Here is a 14,303-nt window from a genome sequence, read left to right as displayed (position 1 = left end):
TCGAGAATGCTCCAAACCGCGAGGCCGCCATGTCCACCGTGCTGATTTCCGTGTTCTGCCCCGATCGTCCCGGCCTGGTGGCGGCCATCACCGGGCGGCTGTTCGATATCGGCGCCAATCTGGGCGATACCAGCTTCGCCATGCTGGGCAGCGGCGGGGAATTCTCGTCGGTCTGCGATATTCCGGCCGATCTCAGCCCCGCCGAGGTGGAGGCCGATCTCGGCCACCTGCCCGAACTGGCCGGGGCGCGCGTCTCGGTGCGTGGCTTCGAGCTTGACGCCAGCCATGGGCCCTTGGGCCGCATCACCCACCGGGTGGTGGTTTCCGGCGGTGACCGCCCCGGTCTGGTGGCGCGACTGTCCGAGGTATTCGGCCAGTTCCAGGCCAATATCGTGCGCATGGACGCCCAGCGTATCCCCGAACAGGGGATCTATGTCACCCGTTTTTCGGTCTCCATCCCCGCCCGGGTCGAAGCCTGCCTCGCCACCGTCAACAACACGGCGGGCGAGCTCAACCTCACTTGCGTCGTGGAAGCGGTGTAATGGCGGACCCCAGCCTGACCAGTTTCCCCGGGCTGACCCGCCTCGACCCCGACTCGGCACGGCTGTTCGACCAGTCGGCCCGGGCCATGACCGTTCCCGCCGGGACCGTGCTGTTTCGCGACGGCGCCGAATGTTCCAACTATGTGCTGGTGGTGGACGGCGCCATCCGGGTTCACAAGCTGTCGGAAGGCGGGCGCGAGATTGTTCTCTACCGGGTGGAACGCGGCCAATCCTGTGTTCTGACCACCAATTGCCTGATCGCCAACGAGGCTTATGGCGCCGAGGGCGTGGCGGAGACGCCGGTGGAGATGATCATCCTGCCGTCATCGGCCTTCAAGACCCTGCTGGCTCGTTCCGAGGCCTTCCGCGACTTCGTGTTTTCCGCCTATGCGCTGCGCATCGCCGACCTGCTGATGCTGATCGAGGAAGTGGCCTTCGGCCGCATCGACGTGCGACTGGCGGGCTGGCTGCTGGGCCGTGCCGGAGCCGATGGCGCCGTCCGGGCCACTCACCAGGACATGGCGGTGGAATTGGGCACGGCGCGCGAGGTCATCAGCCGCCAGTTGAAGGAATTCGAGCGGAGGGGCTGGGTGGCGCTGGGGCGCGGTGCCCTGACGGTATTGGATCGCGCAGCCATCGAGTCATTGAGCAGCGGTGTGTGACTTGGTCACGGACGCGGATGGCGATGATGGGTTTAATGCCGCCACGTCATCGCCATATCCAATGCAGGAGACCCTTATGAGCAAGAATATCGGCAGCATCGACCGCATCGCCCGCATCATCGCCGGACTCGCCCTCATCGCCCTGGCCGCCACCGGTACCATCGGCTGGTGGGGCTGGATCGGCGTGGTGCCGCTGTTGACCGCGCTGCTGAGCTGGTGCCCGGCCTATACCCTGTTCGGCTTCAAGACCTGCAAGCTTTCCGACTGAGGGGGCATCCCCCCGGGAGGTTGAATGATCCAGACCTCCGGTTTCGCCAGCGATCCCAGCCGTGCCGCCCTTCACCAGTTGAAGGCGGCCGACCAGGGATCGCTGGTGCCGTTTCTGGCCCATTCGGTGCCATTGTCGACGGATCAGCGCCGGAAAATTCTCGCCCAGGCACGGGCCATGGTCGAACTGGCCCGGACCCATCGCCCCCATTTCCTCGATCTCGACGGATTCCTGGCGGAATACCGCCTGTCGACGCCGGAAGGCGTCGCCCTGATGTGCCTGGCCGAGGCGCTGCTGCGCATTCCCGATGCCGCCACCCAGGACCGGTTGATCGACGACAAGCTGGGCGCCGCCCATTGGGAGGAGCATCTCGGCCACAGCCCGTCATCCTTCGTCAACGCCTCCACCTGGGCGCTGATGTTCGGGGCGCGCGGCCTGCACCCGGTCAAACCCGGTGCCGTACGCTCCCTGGCCGAGCGCTTGGGCCACGCGGTGATGCGCCGCGCCTTGATCGCAGCCATGGGACTGCTGGGTCGCCAGTTCGTCATGGGCCGCAGCATCGAGGAGGCCCTGGCCCATTCCGCCGAATGGGAGGCCAAGGGCTATCGCCACTCCTTCGACATGCTGGGCGAGGCGGCGCGCACCGGTGAGGCCGCAAGGCACTATTTCGATTCCTATGCCGAGTCCATCGCCGCGGTGGGCCGCGCCTCGGCCGGGCGGGGTCCCGTGGCGGGGCCGGGAATCTCGGTCAAGCTGTCGGCGCTGCACCCCCGCTACGAAATGGCCCAGCGCCAGCGGGTGCGGGCCGAGCTGATTCCCCGCCTGCTGGAGCTGTGCCGCCTCGCCAAGGACGTCAATATCGGGTTGACGGTGGATGCCGAGGAGGCCGATCGCCTGGACCTGTCCCTGGATGCCGTCGCCGCCGCCCTGGCCGAGCCCTCCCTGGCGGGCTGGGACGGCTTCGGGCTGGCGGTGCAGGCCTACCAGACCCGCGCCCAGGCCCTGATCGGCTGGCTGGCCGATCAGGCCCGCGCCGGTCGTCGTCGCCTGATGCTGCGCCTGGTCAAGGGCGCCTATTGGGACAGCGAGATCAAGCGGGCGCAGGAACGTGGCCTCGATGCCTATCCGGTATTCACCACCAAAGCCGCCACCGACATCTCCTATCTGGCCTGCGCCGCCGCCGCCCTGGCCGCCGGGGACGTGATCTTTCCCCAATTCGCCACCCACAACGCCCATACCATGGCGGCGGTGGCGGAACTGGCGGGCAGCCGCGCCGACTGGGAGTTCCAACGCCTGCACGGCATGGGCGAATCGCTCTATCACCAGATGGTGCCCGGCCGTCCCTGCCGCACCTATGCCCCAGTGGGCAGCCACCAGGACCTGCTGCCCTATCTGGTGCGGCGCCTGCTGGAGAACGGCGCCAACACCTCCTTCGTCAACCGGTTGGCCGATTCCGCCCTGCCGGTGGCGGAGGTTGTCGGCGATCCCCTCGACCGCTTGGATGCCCCCTCGCCCATCCCGCAGCCCCGCGACCTGTTCGCCGCCGAGCGGATCAATTCACGCGGCCTCGACCTCGCCTGCCCCCTGGCCCTGGCTGAGTTGGAGAAGGGCTTGGCAAAGGTGCCGCCCGCGCCGTCTCCGCCCGACGCCGATCCGGAGCAGGCCATGACGACGGCCGCCACCGCCTTTGCCGCCTGGGATGGGCTCGGCGCCCCGGCGCGGGCAGCGCTGCTGGACAAGGCCGCCGATGCGCTGGAGGCTGACCGGGTCGGCTTGATGGCCCTGGCCATCATTGAGGCGGGCAAGACCATCCCCGACGCCCTGGCCGAAATCCGCGAGGCGGTGGACTTCCTGCGTTTCTATGCCGCCGAATCCCGTAGGCTGTTCGCGCCGCACCACCTGCCCGGCCCGGTGGGGGAGGCCAATACCCTGTCCTTGCGCGGCCGGGGCGTATTCGTCTGCATCTCGCCGTGGAACTTTCCCCTGGCCATTTTCGTGGGTCAGGTGGCCGCCGCCCTGGCGGCGGGCAATACGGTGGTGGCCAAACCGGCGGAACAGACGCCGCTGATGGCCGCCCGGGCGGTGCGCCTGTTGCACGCCGCCGGTATTCCCAAGGAGGTGCTGCATCTGGTCCCCGGCGGCCCCGCCATCGGAGCCGCCCTGGTGTCCCATCCCGCCGTCGCCGGGGTGGCCTTCACCGGTTCCACCGCCACCGCCAAATCCATCCAGCGAGCCCTGGCGGCCAAGGATGGCCCCATCGTGCCGCTGATCGCCGAGACCGGCGGCATCAACGCCATGATCGCCGATTCCTCCGCCCTGACCGAGCAATTGCTGGGTGATGTGATGGAAAGTGCCTTCCGCTCGGCGGGCCAGCGCTGTTCGGCGCTCCGCCTGTTGCTGATTCAGCGCGAGGCCTGGGTGAAACTTGAGCCCATGCTGGTCGGCGCCATGGCCGAATTGGTGGTGGGCGATCCCAAGGACCTCGCCAGTGATATCGGCCCGGTGATCGATGCCGAGGCCAAGGCCATGCTGGAGGCCCATGCCGAGCGCATGGCCGGTTGCTCCCGACTGGTGGCCCAGGCGCCCAGCACTTCCGGCGGCTTGTTCTTCGCCCCAAGGGTATTCGAATTGGCCGATGCCAAGCGTCTCGACACCGAGGTGTTCGGCCCCATCCTGCATGTGGTGGCCTGGGAGTCCCAAGGGCTGGACGCTGTCATCGACACCGTCGCCGCCAGCGGCTACGGGCTGACATTGGGCATCCACAGCCGCATCGATGCCACCATCGACCATATTCGCGCCCGGCTGCGGGTGGGCAATGTTTATGTCAACCGCTCCATGATCGGCGCGGTGGTTGGATCGCAACCCTTTGGGGGACAAGGACTTTCCGGGACCGGTCCCAAGGCGGGCGGCCCCAATACCCTGCTGCGCTATGCCGCCGAAACCTGCCTCAGCGTCAATACCGCCGCTGCCGGTGGCGATGCCGCCTTCCTGGCCGGACAACAAGGCTGAACATTACGTCAATGCGGTTGACGCGCCATCATTGCGATACCGCAACATGACGTTTCGATATCGTAATTTGCGTCAGAAACGGCCCCGCCAATGGGAAAAAGCCAGAGCCAGAGGCCGATGCCTCGCCAGGGCCAGCTTGGGATGGAATGGATCCCAACCACATGATCTTAGCGCAGAAAGATGGCCGTCGGCAAGCACCGCCGGAAGCACCGCCGCCAACCCGGCCCTCGGCACTCGCAGCCGCCGCGCCTTTTTCAGATGGCCATCCGCCAATTGCGCCATGGCCCGTACCGCCTGGGTAATGGCGGCGCGCGGCGCCTGCCCGGACATGACCGCCCCGCCGCTGCTGCCCGCCAAGCGCAACAACGCCTCGGGCAGCGTCAACCGGCCGATTGACAGGTGAAATCCCACCGCGCGGGCCTGCCCCAGCAGCGCCCAGGCGATACCCACATGCCGGGCGGCCCGCAACGCCTCCTCCTCCCCCACGCCGAGCGCCAGCATGGCCAATTGGCTCAGGGCGCCGGAACTGTCGGCGGCATAGGTCTCGGCCGCCTCCAGGTCGGCGGGGCCGTCGGGGTCCAGGTCGCGCTCGCGGGATGCCAGCAGCGCCTCGAACAGCTCCAGCGGCAGGGCGTGGGCCCGCACCAGATCCAGCAGCGGCGCCGCCACCGGATGACGGTCCGCATCACCATCCTCGTCGACGGTCGCCAGCATCTCGCGCCACCATTGCAGCCGGATCATTCCCGCCATGGGCTCGCGCACGCTTTCACGCACCCGGGCTATCTCCAGGTTGAAGGCATAGAGCGTCATTAGACCTTCACGGCGATCCTTGGGCGCGAACAGGGCGGTCAGGAAGCGCTCGCGGTCCAGGTCATGGACCTGACGGGCTGCATGGGATAGGTCGTCGGAATGGGGCATCAAGCTTCTGTTTCTCCAAGGCGGCGCATGGCATATATAGGGCCGCAATCGCATCCGCACCACCGCCAGGAGCCGCCGTGACCCGCGCCGCCGCCGCAGAAACCTATGTTGCCGCCAGCAAGACGGCGAACGAGGAGAATTTTCCGGTCGCCTCGCTGCTGCTCGCCGCCGACAAGCGCGCCACCATCATGGCCTATTACCACTTCGCCCGGCATGCCGACGATATCGCCGACAATGCCCTTATGTCCCCGGAAGCGAAGGTGGCGGGCCTCAACGCCCTCGACGAAGCTCTGCACGGCCACGCGTCAGGCCCGGCGCTGGTGCTGGCCGAGACTTATCGCGCCGCCGTCAAGGGCGAAGCCCCCCTGATCGAGGATGCCTCGCAGTTGCTGCACGCCTTCCGCCGTGACGCGGTGCGGGACTATTGCGAGGACTGGGCCGACCTGATGAGCTATTGCCGCTATTCAGCGGCGCCGGTCGGGCGCTTCCTGCTGGATCTGCACGGCGAATCCCATGCCACCTATGCCCCATCCGACGCCCTGTGCGCGGCACTGCAGGTCCTTAATCACCTGCAGGACTGCGGCAAGGATTTTGCCCAGTTGCGCCGGGTCTACCTGCCGCGCGACTGGATGCATCAGGCGGGGCTGACCACCGAGGTCCTGACCGGAACCAGGTCGCCGCCCGAATTGCGCGCCGTGATCGACCGTACCCTTGACGCCACCGATGCCCTGATCGAGTTGGCCCAGCCGCTTCCCGCCCTGATCAAGGATACAAGGCTGCGCCTGCAGGCCGCCATGACCGTACGGGTGGCGGAACGACTGTCGAGGCGCTTGCGCAAGGGCGACCCCCTGGCCGAGCGGGTCAAGCTGGGGCGCGTCGATGCCGCCGTGATCCTGGTCTCCGGCATCTATCGCGGCCTGACGGCGTGAGCGCCACCGTGAACGGCACCCTCCACATCGTCGGCGCCGGTCTGGCCGGCCTTTCCGCCGCCGTCGCCGCCGCCCGGTCGGGCCGCAAGGTGGTGCTGCACGAGGCCGCCGGTCACGCGGGCGGCCGCTGCCGCTCGTTCCGCGACGAGAAGCTGGACCGGATCATCGACAATGGCAGCCATCTGGTGCTGGGCGCCAACCGCACCGCGCTGGCCTATGCCAGCGCCACCGGCGGCTTGGAGGCCATGATCCCCACCGCCCCGGCTTTTCCCTTCGCCGATCTCGCCACCGGCAGCCGCTGGACGGTGACGCCGACCAGCCTGCCCGCCGGGCTGGGGGAAATCCTGCGCGCCCTGGGGCTGCCCTGGACCGGCAAGGCCGAAACCGTGAAAAGCCGCCTGGGCGGCGGCCGCTCCTTCACCCGCTTCTGGCTGCCCATGTGCGAGGCCATCCTCAACACCGCGCCCGAGGAAGCCTCGGCCCGCATGTTCGCCTGGACCATGCGCCGCGCCCTGCTGGGCGGCAATGCGGCCCTGATCCCCTGGGTCTTCCCCCTGGGCCTGTCGGCGGCGCTGGTGGCTCCGGCCCTGGCCACCCTGGGAAGCTTTGGCGCCGAAATCCATTTCCGCCGCCGCCTGTTGGCCGCCGATGGTCATGGTCTCACCTTCGATGACGGCCGCATCGAACTTGGTCCCCAGGACCGGGCCATCCTGGCCCTGCCGCCCTGGGCGCTGACCTCGGTCCTGCCCGGCCAGATGCCCGAGATGCCGACCCGGCCCATCGTCAACGCCCATTTCCGCCTGGACGGTCCAGCCGCCCTGCCCGGCGGCTCCCATTTCCTCGGCCTGGTCAATGCCGCCGGGCATTGGCTGTTCGCCCGGGGCGACGTGCTGTCGGTGACGGTTTCGGCCGCCGATTCCCTGGCCGAGCGCCCGGCCGAGGATGTGGCCGCCCTGCTGTGGGACGAGGCCTGCCGCGCCATCGGCCTGCCCGCTTCGTCGCCGCCCGCCTTCCGCATCATGAAGGAGCGCCGCGCCACCCTGGCCCATGACCGCGACACCATCGCCCGGCGTCCGGGGCCGCGTACCGCGCATCCCCATATTTTCCTCGCCGGTGACTGGCTGGCCTCGCCCTGGCCCTGTACAATCGAGGCCGCCATCGCCAGCGGTCTGGCCTCGGCGCGGCTGGCCACCGCACAGGCCCGGCTGTCTTTCGCATAATTGGGCCTTCACATCCGGGGTCCGAGACCATATGTTTCAGCCAATCATTTAGAGATTTTCCAATCCCTATCAGAACCCCTTGATCCATACGAGGTGATCCCATGGCTTTCGAGCTTCCGTCCCTTCCCTTCGCCATTGATGCGCTGGAGCCCCATATCTCGGCCCGCACCTTCGAGTTCCATCATGGCAAGCACCACGCCGCCTATGTGACCAACCTCAACAACCTGACCAAGGACACCGATCTGGCGTCCAAGTCGCTGGAAGAGGTGATCAAGATCGCGGCCGCCGACCTGCCCGCCAAGCAAGGCATCTTCAACAACGCCGCCCAGGTGTGGAACCACACCTTCTTCTGGAACTGCCTTAAGAAGGGCGGCGGCGGTAAGCCGGGCGCCAAGCTGCTGGCCAAGATCGAGGCCGATCTGGGCGGATTCGACAAGTTCAAGGAAGACTTCAAGGCCGCCGCCGTCGGTCAGTTCGGCTCGGGCTGGGCCTGGCTGGTTCTGGATGGTGGCAAGCTGAAGATCACCAAGACCGCCAATGCCGACCTGCCCCTGGCCCATGGCCAGACCGCGCTGCTGACCGTGGATGTGTGGGAACACGCCTATTACCTCGACTGGCAGAACCGCCGCCCCGATTTCGTCCAGTGCTTCCTGGACAATCTGGTGAACTGGGACTTCGTCGAGGCCAATCTGGGCTGAGCCGGACAAATTCGGTATCGGAAGGCGGTTTTCGCGAGGAAGCCGCCTTCTTTTTTTGTATCCTGCCTTTCCCTCTTCCTTGCACGGCTGCCCGCCATGACCCCCGATCCAGCAAGCTTGGCCCCCTCCCGCTTCATCCAGTCCGATGATCCCGCCATCATCGCCTTCGCCCGCGAGGCGGCAGGGGGAGGAACCGACACCCGCGACACCGCGGTGCGGATCTATTACGCCGTGCGCGACCGGGTGCTTTACGATCCCTATGTCCGTTTCAATGTCCCGGAAAGCTATTCCGCCAAGGACGTGCTGGCGCTCGGCAGCGGCTTTTGCATCCCCAAGGCAGCCCTGCTGGCCGCCTGCCTGCGGGCGGTGGGTATTCCCGCCCGGGTGGGCTTCGCCGATGTGCGCAACCACCTCGCCACCCCCAAGCTGCTGGAGGTCAATGGCGGCGACGTGCTGTGCTGGCACGCCTTCGCCGAGGTCTGGCTGGCGGGGCGCTGGGTCAAGGCCACCCCCGCCTTCAATCTGTCGCTGTGCCAGAAATTCGGGGTCCATCCCCTGGAATGGGACGGAAGCGAGGATTCGGTGTTCCACGAATTCGACACCAGCAACCGCCGCCATATGGAATATGTCCGCCAGCGCGGCAGCTTCAACGACGTGCCCTTCGAGGAGATCACCGCCACCTATGCCCAGGTCAGCCCCCGGCTGATGGTGGACGATCCCTGGGGCCGGGGCGCCGACTTCGCCGCCGAGGCCAAGCCCGATGCCTGAGCCGCGCCCCATCGACCGGCTGATCGCCATCATGGCGAGGCTGCGCGACCCCAAGGGCGGCTGTCCCTGGGACCTGGAGCAGAGCTTCGCCACCATCGCGCCCTATACCATCGAGGAAGCCTATGAGGTGGCCGAGGCCATCGACCATGGCGACATGCCCGCCCTCAAGGACGAGTTGGGCGATCTGCTGTTCCAGGTGGTGTTCTACGCCCAGATGGCCCGGGAGCAGGGTCATTTCGACTTCGATGCTATCGCCACCGCCATCGCCGACAAGATGATCCGCCGCCATCCCCATGTGTTCGAGCAGCCCGATGGCCGCGACAGTGCCGGTCAGGTGGAGGCTTGGGAAGAGACCAAGGCCCGGGAGCGCGCCGCCAAATCCGCCGATCCCGAGGCGCCGGGCGTGCTGGCGGGCGTCGCCCGCACCCTGCCGCCCATGACCCGCGCCCTGAAGCTGCAAAAACGCGCCGCCCGCGTCGGCTTCGACTGGGCCGAGGCCGTCACCATTCTGGACAAGCTGGCCGAGGAAGCGCGCGAGATCACCCACGAGATCGAGACCGGCGCCCCCCATGACCGGCTGGAGGACGAGATGGGCGACGTGCTGTTCGTCTGCGTCAATCTGGCCCGCAAGCTCGATATCGACCCCGAACGCGCCCTGAAGCGCGCCAATGCCAAGTTCGAGCGCCGCTTCGGCCATATCGAATCCGAATTGAAGGCCCAGGGACGCTCGCCCGAAACGGCGTCGCTCGACGAAATGGAAGCGCTGTGGCAGGCTGCCAAAGGCCTGGAAAAATCCGGAGGGTCGGGTGGTCGGTGATTGGCTGAAGCGTCTGGGGGTGCTGGCGGCGATGCTGCTGCTGTCGTCGTGCTACATCCCCGACAAGTTCAAGAGCGAGCTGCGGCTGTCGCGTTACGGCGACTACTCGCTGACCTTCAAGGGCGACCTGCTCTGGGCGCCCATCCTGGATGACTATCGCAAGGGCAAGGTCACTCCGGAAAACGAGCCGGAGAAGATCGCCAATATCAAGAAGGACCTGATGCGCGATATCGCGGTGCGCAAGTTGGAGTCCAAGGGCCGCGGCCGCTTCGGGGTCGAATACGAGCGCGCCGGGCGCCTGGAGAAGGTCCAGTTGATCGCCCTGCTGCGTCGCGATGCCCGCCTGCTGGCCATGCGCTCGAAGGAAAACGGCGCCATCGCCATCCACGCCAATGCCATGAAGCCTTCCGATGCCCAGATCCTGGCCGAAATGGGCCTGAACATGGAGGGCGAATTCCGCATCACCACCGACGCCAATGTGGTCGAGCACAATGCCAGCTCGGTAAAGCCGTTCGGAACCTATCGCGTCTATATCTGGAAGATCGAAAACGCCCTGTCGCCCATGCCCCATCTGGTGATGCTGCGCGACGACGACCCCAAGCGGCCGCTTGGCCCCCGTGCATCCGAGGCTGACTGATCATGTGGCAAAATCGTTGCGTCCTGGTGACCGGCGCCACCGCCGGATTCGGCGCCGCCATCGCGCGGCGCTTTGCTGCCGAAGGCGCGCGGCTGGTGGTCTGCGGCCGCCGGGCCGAACGGCTCGACGCTCTGAAGGTGGATCTGCCAACTCCGGTTCACGCCGCCGTACTGGATGTGCGCGACCGCGCCGCCGTGGCTGCCTTTGTCGAAGCCATTCCGGCGGAATTCCGGGATATCGACGTGCTGGTCAACAATGCCGGCCTTGCCCTGGGGCTGGAACCGGCCCAGGCCGCCGAGTTGGACGACTGGGAAACCATGATCGACACCAATCTGAAGGGATTGATGTACATGACCCGCGCCGTGCTGGCCGGCATGGTGGAGCGCAACCGCGGCCATGTGGTCAATATCAGCTCGGTGGCCGGGACCTATCCCTATCCCGGCGGCAATATGTATGGCGCCACCAAGGCCGCCGTCAGCCAGTTCTCGCTGAATCTCATCGCCGATCTGGTCAAGACCAAGGTCCGCGTCACCAATATCGAGCCCGGCCTGTGCGGCGGCTCGGAATTCTCGGTGGTCCGCTTCCACGGCGATGCCGACAAGGCGGCCAAGGTCTATGACGGCACCACGCCGCTGACCTCGGAAGACGTTGCTGAAGCGGTTTATTGGGCCGCCTCCCTGCCCGCCCATGTCAACATCAACCGCATCGAGATGATGCCGGTCTGCCAGGCTTCTGGCCCCTTCGCCATTCACCGGGAGGGATAAGGGCGCGGCTTGCGGCAACGCGTCGCCATTATGTATATTTATTGACGATCAATATACATTTGGAAACGCCATGCCCGTTCAAATCGCCAATCCACAAGTGGTCGCCAAGATCGAACGGCTGAGCAGGATGACCGGCCTCGGCAAGACCGCCGCCGTCGAAGCCGCGCTGGACCGGATGTTGGAAGATATCGGCCGCGATCACCCGTCACCCTCGCCCTGGGCCCGGTTCGACGCTGTCCTGGCCCAACTGCACCGCCTATCCCCCCGAATGGACGGCTTCGAGGCGGTCGAATACGACGATGCCGGTCTGCCCCGATGATCGCCATCGATACTTCGGCCTTGATGGCGATCATCCTGAACGAGCCCGACCATCTTCAGTACCTTTCCCGCCTGAAACAGGCTCGCCGCGTGGTTATCAGCAGCGTTTCCGTCGTTGAGGCCCGCATGGTCGCCTATGGCCGCCTTGGTCATCCGGCAGTGGTCCTGCTCGACGACCTTCTCTCCCCCGATTTGTTCGAGATCGCGCCCCCAGGCCCCAGCGACATGGCTGCCGCGTGGAACGCTTTCGTCGCATTCGGAAAGGGAAGCGGCCATCCGGCCAATCTCAATTTCGGGGATATCTTTGCCTATGCCGTCGCCAAGACGCGGACACTCCCCCTGTTGTTCAAGGGTGACGACTTTTCCAGGACGGATATCGAGCCCGCCCTGGTGATCCAGTAGCCCTATTCCACCAGCACCTTGAGGCTGCGCCAGCTGCCCTCGCTGGGGGCCAGCAGCAGACCGGCCTTGCACGGAATCGGCTGATAGGGCTTGTGATTCAACAGGCTGGAATAGCCCCCGGCCTCGGCATGGATCAGCACACCGGCGGCATGGTCCCACGGCATCAGCCGGGCGAAATGGGCGAAATGCAGCACGCCCGTTACGAGGTCGATATAGTCGTGGGCGGCGCTGCCCTTCCGTCCGACCTTGGCCACCTTCGAGACCAGATGGGCCGAGCGCTTGACCGAACCGGTCATCTTTTCCAGCGGCGCCGGAGCCAGGACCGACAGCCGATCGCCCCCCAGCCAGGCGCCACTCCCCTGTTCCGCCACCACCATGCGTCCGGCCACCGGATCATAGATCCAGCCCGCCCGGGTAATCTTGTCCACCACCAGGGCGATGATGACGGCGAAACGAGGATTGGCCTTGGCGAAATTACCGGTGCCGTCCACCGGATCGATGATCCAGACCGGGTCGGACTGCTCCAGCGCCCCCAGCAGGGCGGGATCGGCATCCACCCCCTCCTCGCCCACGACTTTCGACCCAGGCAGCAAGCCGGTCAGACGGAGCGACAGCACCCGTTCCGCTTCGGTATCGGCCTCGGTGACCAGTTGCCCCGGCTTTTTCTCGCGGATCTGTCCCGCCGAGAGATGGCCGAAGCGAGGCAATATCTCGGCTTCGGCGACCTCGCGGATGATGGCGGCGACGGACTGGGGATCGACCATGGAACTCACGATGCACCTCGCCCATCGGCCTGACGTTGATGGAAGCGTTTGAGATCGGCGGCGTCAAGCTTGACCCGCATGAAGGCGTGGGACTGGTCGTCGCGCCGGGCCACCACCTCGCCATGACGATACAGCCAGGCGATGGAGGCGCCATCGGACAGCGGCAGGGACAGATCCACCACCTCGCGCCCGGCGCCGATCCGGCGATCCAGCTCGGTCAACAGGTCCTGGATGCCCTCGCCGGTCAAGGCCGACAACGCCAGGCAATCAGGACGGCGCCGCGCCTGGTTAAACACCTCGTCGCGCCGCCCCTCGTCCAGCAGGTCGATCTTGTTCAGGGCCTCGATCAGTCCGCGATCCACCACCTCCGCCAGCCCCAGTTCCCGCAAAACGGTTTCCACATCGGCGGCCTGGGCCTCGGTGTCGGGATGGGAGATGTCGCGGACATGGACCACGATATCGGCCTCCAGCACCTCTTCCAGGGTGGCGCGGAACGCCGCCACCAACTCGTGCGGCAGGTCGGAGACAAAGCCCACCGTGTCGGACAGGATGATCTTCTTGCCCGAGGGCAGCTCCAGGGTCCGCATGGTGGGGTCAAGGGTGGCGAACAGCATGTCCTTGGCCAGAACCTCGGCCCGGGTCATGGTGTTGAACAGGCTGGACTTGCCCGCATTGGTATAGCCCACCAGGGCGATGATGGGATAAGGCACCCGGCGGCGCGCCTTGCGGTGCAGGTCGCGAGTGCGCTTGACGTCTTCCAGTTCGCGCTCCAGCTTGACGATGCGATCGCCGATCATGCGGCGGTCCGCCTCGATCTGGGTCTCGCCGGGGCCGCCCAGGAAGCCGAAGCCACCGCGCTGGCGCTCCAGATGGGTCCAGGACCGCACCAGCCGCGAGCGTTGATAGCTGAGTGCCGCCAGTTCCACCTGCAGCGAGCCTTCACGGGTCCGCGCCCGCTCGCCGAAAATCTCCAGGATCAGGCCGGTGCGGTCGATGACCTTGCAGGCCCAGGCCTTTTCAAGGTTGCGCTGCTGCACCGGCGAGAGATGGCCGTCCACCACCACCAGGGTGATCTCGGATTCGGTGATCAGCTCGGCCAGACGCTCCACCGCCCCCTTGCCCAGCAAGGTGGCGGGACGAATCTTGGCCACCGTCACCGCTTCGGCGGCGACGATGTCGAGATCGATGGCCTGGGCCAGCCCCACCGCCTCGGCCAGACGGGCCTCGGGCGCGCGAAGGGCCTCCCCCGCCGTCTTGACGGCGGGGTGGACGACCATGGCCCGTTGGCGCTGAGACTCGGCCGAACCGCTTGCCACCTTACTCTTCGCCGTTTTCCTTGATGGGCGGCTCGAACAGCGAAATGGGGGTGGAGGGCATCACCGTGGAAATGGCGTGCTTGTAGACCAGTTGAGTATGCCCGTCCCGACGCAGCAGCACCGAGAAATTGTCAAACCAGGTAACGATGCCCTGGAGCTTGACGCCATTGACCAGAAAGATCGTGACGGGAGTCTTGTTCTTGCGGATGTAGTTGAGAAACACATCCTGCACATTTTGGGACTTCTCTGCGGACATGGGATGGATCCGTTC

General features: G+C 66.3%; 17 protein-coding genes. 13 read left to right on the top strand and 4 right to left on the bottom strand.

The window, feature by feature from the left end; all coding sequences use genetic code 11:
• Window positions 1-29: 29 nt before the first annotated feature.
• From A6A04_RS19720 to A6A04_RS19705, 4 genes are all read left to right on the top strand, one after another.
• Complete coding sequence (locus tag A6A04_RS19720) at window positions 30-542, top strand: glycine cleavage system protein R (protein WP_068495730.1); 513 nt, start codon at window positions 30-32, stop codon at window positions 540-542.
• A complete protein-coding gene (locus tag A6A04_RS19715) occupies window positions 542-1,204 on the top strand; it encodes a Crp/Fnr family transcriptional regulator (protein ID WP_068495729.1) in 663 nt (220 codons plus the stop codon). The genes A6A04_RS19720 and A6A04_RS19715 overlap by 1 nt, the downstream gene beginning before the upstream one ends.
• Before the next feature lie 76 nt (window positions 1,205-1,280).
• Window positions 1,281-1,472, top strand: a complete 192-nt coding sequence (locus A6A04_RS19710; RefSeq protein WP_068495728.1) for a YgaP family membrane protein — start codon at window positions 1,281-1,283, stop codon at window positions 1,470-1,472.
• A 24-nt stretch (window positions 1,473-1,496) separates the two neighbouring features.
• Window positions 1,497-4,481 carry an L-glutamate gamma-semialdehyde dehydrogenase gene (locus A6A04_RS19705; RefSeq protein ID WP_068495727.1) on the top strand — a complete coding sequence of 995 codons (2,985 nt, stop codon included), beginning with the start codon at window positions 1,497-1,499 and terminating at the stop codon, window positions 4,479-4,481.
• 72 nt (window positions 4,482-4,553) lie between these two features.
• On the opposite strand, the gene A6A04_RS19700 is transcribed toward A6A04_RS19705, so the two are convergent.
• Window positions 4,554-5,399 carry a phytoene/squalene synthase family protein gene (locus tag A6A04_RS19700; RefSeq protein ID WP_082915081.1) on the bottom strand — a complete coding sequence of 282 codons (846 nt, stop codon included), beginning with the start codon at window positions 5,397-5,399 and terminating at the stop codon, window positions 4,554-4,556.
• Window positions 5,400-5,476: 77 nt separating this feature from the next.
• Between A6A04_RS19700 and hpnC the strand changes: the two genes are divergently transcribed.
• The 9 genes from hpnC to A6A04_RS19655 all read left to right on the top strand — a co-directional run bounded on the left by hpnC (window position 5,477) and on the right by A6A04_RS19655 (window position 11,952).
• Window positions 5,477-6,328: a squalene synthase HpnC gene (gene hpnC, locus A6A04_RS19695; protein WP_068495725.1), complete on the top strand. Its 852-nt coding sequence runs from the start codon at window positions 5,477-5,479 to the stop codon at window positions 6,326-6,328.
• Window positions 6,325-7,548, top strand: coding sequence for a hydroxysqualene dehydroxylase (locus A6A04_RS19690; protein ID WP_082915080.1), 1,224 nt, complete (start codon window positions 6,325-6,327; stop codon window positions 7,546-7,548). The genes hpnC and A6A04_RS19690 overlap by 4 nt, the downstream gene beginning before the upstream one ends.
• A 101-nt stretch (window positions 7,549-7,649) precedes the next feature.
• Window positions 7,650-8,246 (top strand): superoxide dismutase, encoded by a 597-nt coding sequence (locus A6A04_RS19685; RefSeq protein ID WP_068495724.1) that lies wholly within the window; start codon window positions 7,650-7,652, stop codon window positions 8,244-8,246.
• Between the two features lie 96 nt (window positions 8,247-8,342).
• Window positions 8,343-9,014, top strand: coding sequence for a transglutaminase-like domain-containing protein (locus tag A6A04_RS19680; RefSeq protein ID WP_068495723.1), 672 nt, complete (start codon window positions 8,343-8,345; stop codon window positions 9,012-9,014).
• Entirely contained in the window at window positions 9,007-9,831 is an 825-nt protein-coding gene (gene mazG / locus A6A04_RS19675) for a nucleoside triphosphate pyrophosphohydrolase (protein ID WP_068495722.1), read from the top strand. Before A6A04_RS19680 ends, mazG begins: the two co-directional genes overlap by 8 nt.
• On the top strand, window positions 9,821-10,468 hold the full coding sequence (locus A6A04_RS19670; RefSeq protein ID WP_245651315.1) for a hypothetical protein: 648 nt from the start codon (window positions 9,821-9,823) through the stop codon (window positions 10,466-10,468). Before mazG ends, A6A04_RS19670 begins: the two co-directional genes overlap by 11 nt.
• A gap of 2 nt (window positions 10,469-10,470) precedes the next feature.
• Window positions 10,471-11,232 (top strand): SDR family oxidoreductase, encoded by a 762-nt coding sequence (locus A6A04_RS19665; protein ID WP_068495721.1) that lies wholly within the window; start codon window positions 10,471-10,473, stop codon window positions 11,230-11,232.
• A 70-nt stretch (window positions 11,233-11,302) separates the two neighbouring features.
• Window positions 11,303-11,551, top strand: coding sequence for a type II toxin-antitoxin system VapB family antitoxin (locus A6A04_RS19660; RefSeq protein WP_068495720.1), 249 nt, complete (start codon window positions 11,303-11,305; stop codon window positions 11,549-11,551).
• The gene (locus A6A04_RS19655; RefSeq protein WP_068495719.1) at window positions 11,548-11,952 is read left to right on the top strand and encodes a type II toxin-antitoxin system VapC family toxin; all 405 of its coding nucleotides are present in this window, start codon (window positions 11,548-11,550) and stop codon (window positions 11,950-11,952) included. Before A6A04_RS19660 ends, A6A04_RS19655 begins: the two co-directional genes overlap by 4 nt.
• 2 nt (window positions 11,953-11,954) lie before the next feature.
• On the opposite strand, the gene A6A04_RS19650 is transcribed toward A6A04_RS19655, so the two are convergent.
• From A6A04_RS19650 to hfq, 3 genes are read right to left on the bottom strand one after another with little or no spacing between them, the layout of a single operon-like run.
• Window positions 11,955-12,716: an inositol monophosphatase family protein gene (locus A6A04_RS19650; RefSeq protein WP_068495718.1), complete on the bottom strand. Its 762-nt coding sequence runs from the start codon at window positions 12,714-12,716 to the stop codon at window positions 11,955-11,957.
• Between the two features lie 5 nt (window positions 12,717-12,721).
• Complete coding sequence (gene hflX / locus A6A04_RS19645; protein ID WP_068495872.1) at window positions 12,722-13,993, bottom strand: GTPase HflX; 1,272 nt, start codon at window positions 13,991-13,993, stop codon at window positions 12,722-12,724.
• Between the two features lie 40 nt (window positions 13,994-14,033).
• Complete coding sequence (gene hfq / locus A6A04_RS19640) at window positions 14,034-14,288, bottom strand: RNA chaperone Hfq (protein ID WP_008617630.1); 255 nt, start codon at window positions 14,286-14,288, stop codon at window positions 14,034-14,036.
• Window positions 14,289-14,303: the final 15 nt, after the last annotated feature.

This window comes from Paramagnetospirillum marisnigri (assembly GCF_001650715.1).
GTDB lineage: Bacteria > Pseudomonadota > Alphaproteobacteria > Rhodospirillales > Magnetospirillaceae > Phaeospirillum > Phaeospirillum marisnigri.
Note: the sequence above shows the minus strand (reverse complement) of the source record. Positions and strands in the feature narration are given on the sequence as shown.

Excerpts from the sequence above, each read along its gene's own strand:
- A6A04_RS19650 (WP_068495718.1), bottom strand. The coding sequence starts at position 12,716 with ATGGTCGATCCCCAGTCCGTCGCCGCCATCATCCGCGAGGTCGCCGAA.
- hfq (WP_008617630.1), bottom strand. The coding sequence starts at position 14,288 with ATGTCCGCAGAGAAGTCCCAAAATGTGCAGGATGTGTTTCTCAACTAC.
- A6A04_RS19715 (WP_068495729.1), top strand. The coding sequence starts at position 542 with ATGGCGGACCCCAGCCTGACCAGTTTCCCCGGGCTGACCCGCCTCGAC.
- A6A04_RS19655 (WP_068495719.1), top strand. The coding sequence starts at position 11,548 with ATGATCGCCATCGATACTTCGGCCTTGATGGCGATCATCCTGAACGAG.
- mazG (WP_068495722.1), top strand. The coding sequence starts at position 9,007 with ATGCCTGAGCCGCGCCCCATCGACCGGCTGATCGCCATCATGGCGAGG.
- A6A04_RS19705 (WP_068495727.1), top strand. The coding sequence starts at position 1,497 with ATGATCCAGACCTCCGGTTTCGCCAGCGATCCCAGCCGTGCCGCCCTT.
- A6A04_RS19700 (WP_082915081.1), bottom strand. The coding sequence starts at position 5,399 with ATGCCCCATTCCGACGACCTATCCCATGCAGCCCGTCAGGTCCATGAC.
- A6A04_RS19710 (WP_068495728.1), top strand. The coding sequence starts at position 1,281 with ATGAGCAAGAATATCGGCAGCATCGACCGCATCGCCCGCATCATCGCC.
- A6A04_RS19685 (WP_068495724.1), top strand. The coding sequence starts at position 7,650 with ATGGCTTTCGAGCTTCCGTCCCTTCCCTTCGCCATTGATGCGCTGGAG.
- A6A04_RS19665 (WP_068495721.1), top strand. The coding sequence starts at position 10,471 with ATGTGGCAAAATCGTTGCGTCCTGGTGACCGGCGCCACCGCCGGATTC.
- A6A04_RS19680 (WP_068495723.1), top strand. The coding sequence starts at position 8,343 with ATGACCCCCGATCCAGCAAGCTTGGCCCCCTCCCGCTTCATCCAGTCC.
- A6A04_RS19660 (WP_068495720.1), top strand. The coding sequence starts at position 11,303 with ATGCCCGTTCAAATCGCCAATCCACAAGTGGTCGCCAAGATCGAACGG.
- A6A04_RS19720 (WP_068495730.1), top strand. The coding sequence starts at position 30 with ATGTCCACCGTGCTGATTTCCGTGTTCTGCCCCGATCGTCCCGGCCTG.
- hflX (WP_068495872.1), bottom strand. The coding sequence starts at position 13,993 with ATGGTCGTCCACCCCGCCGTCAAGACGGCGGGGGAGGCCCTTCGCGCG.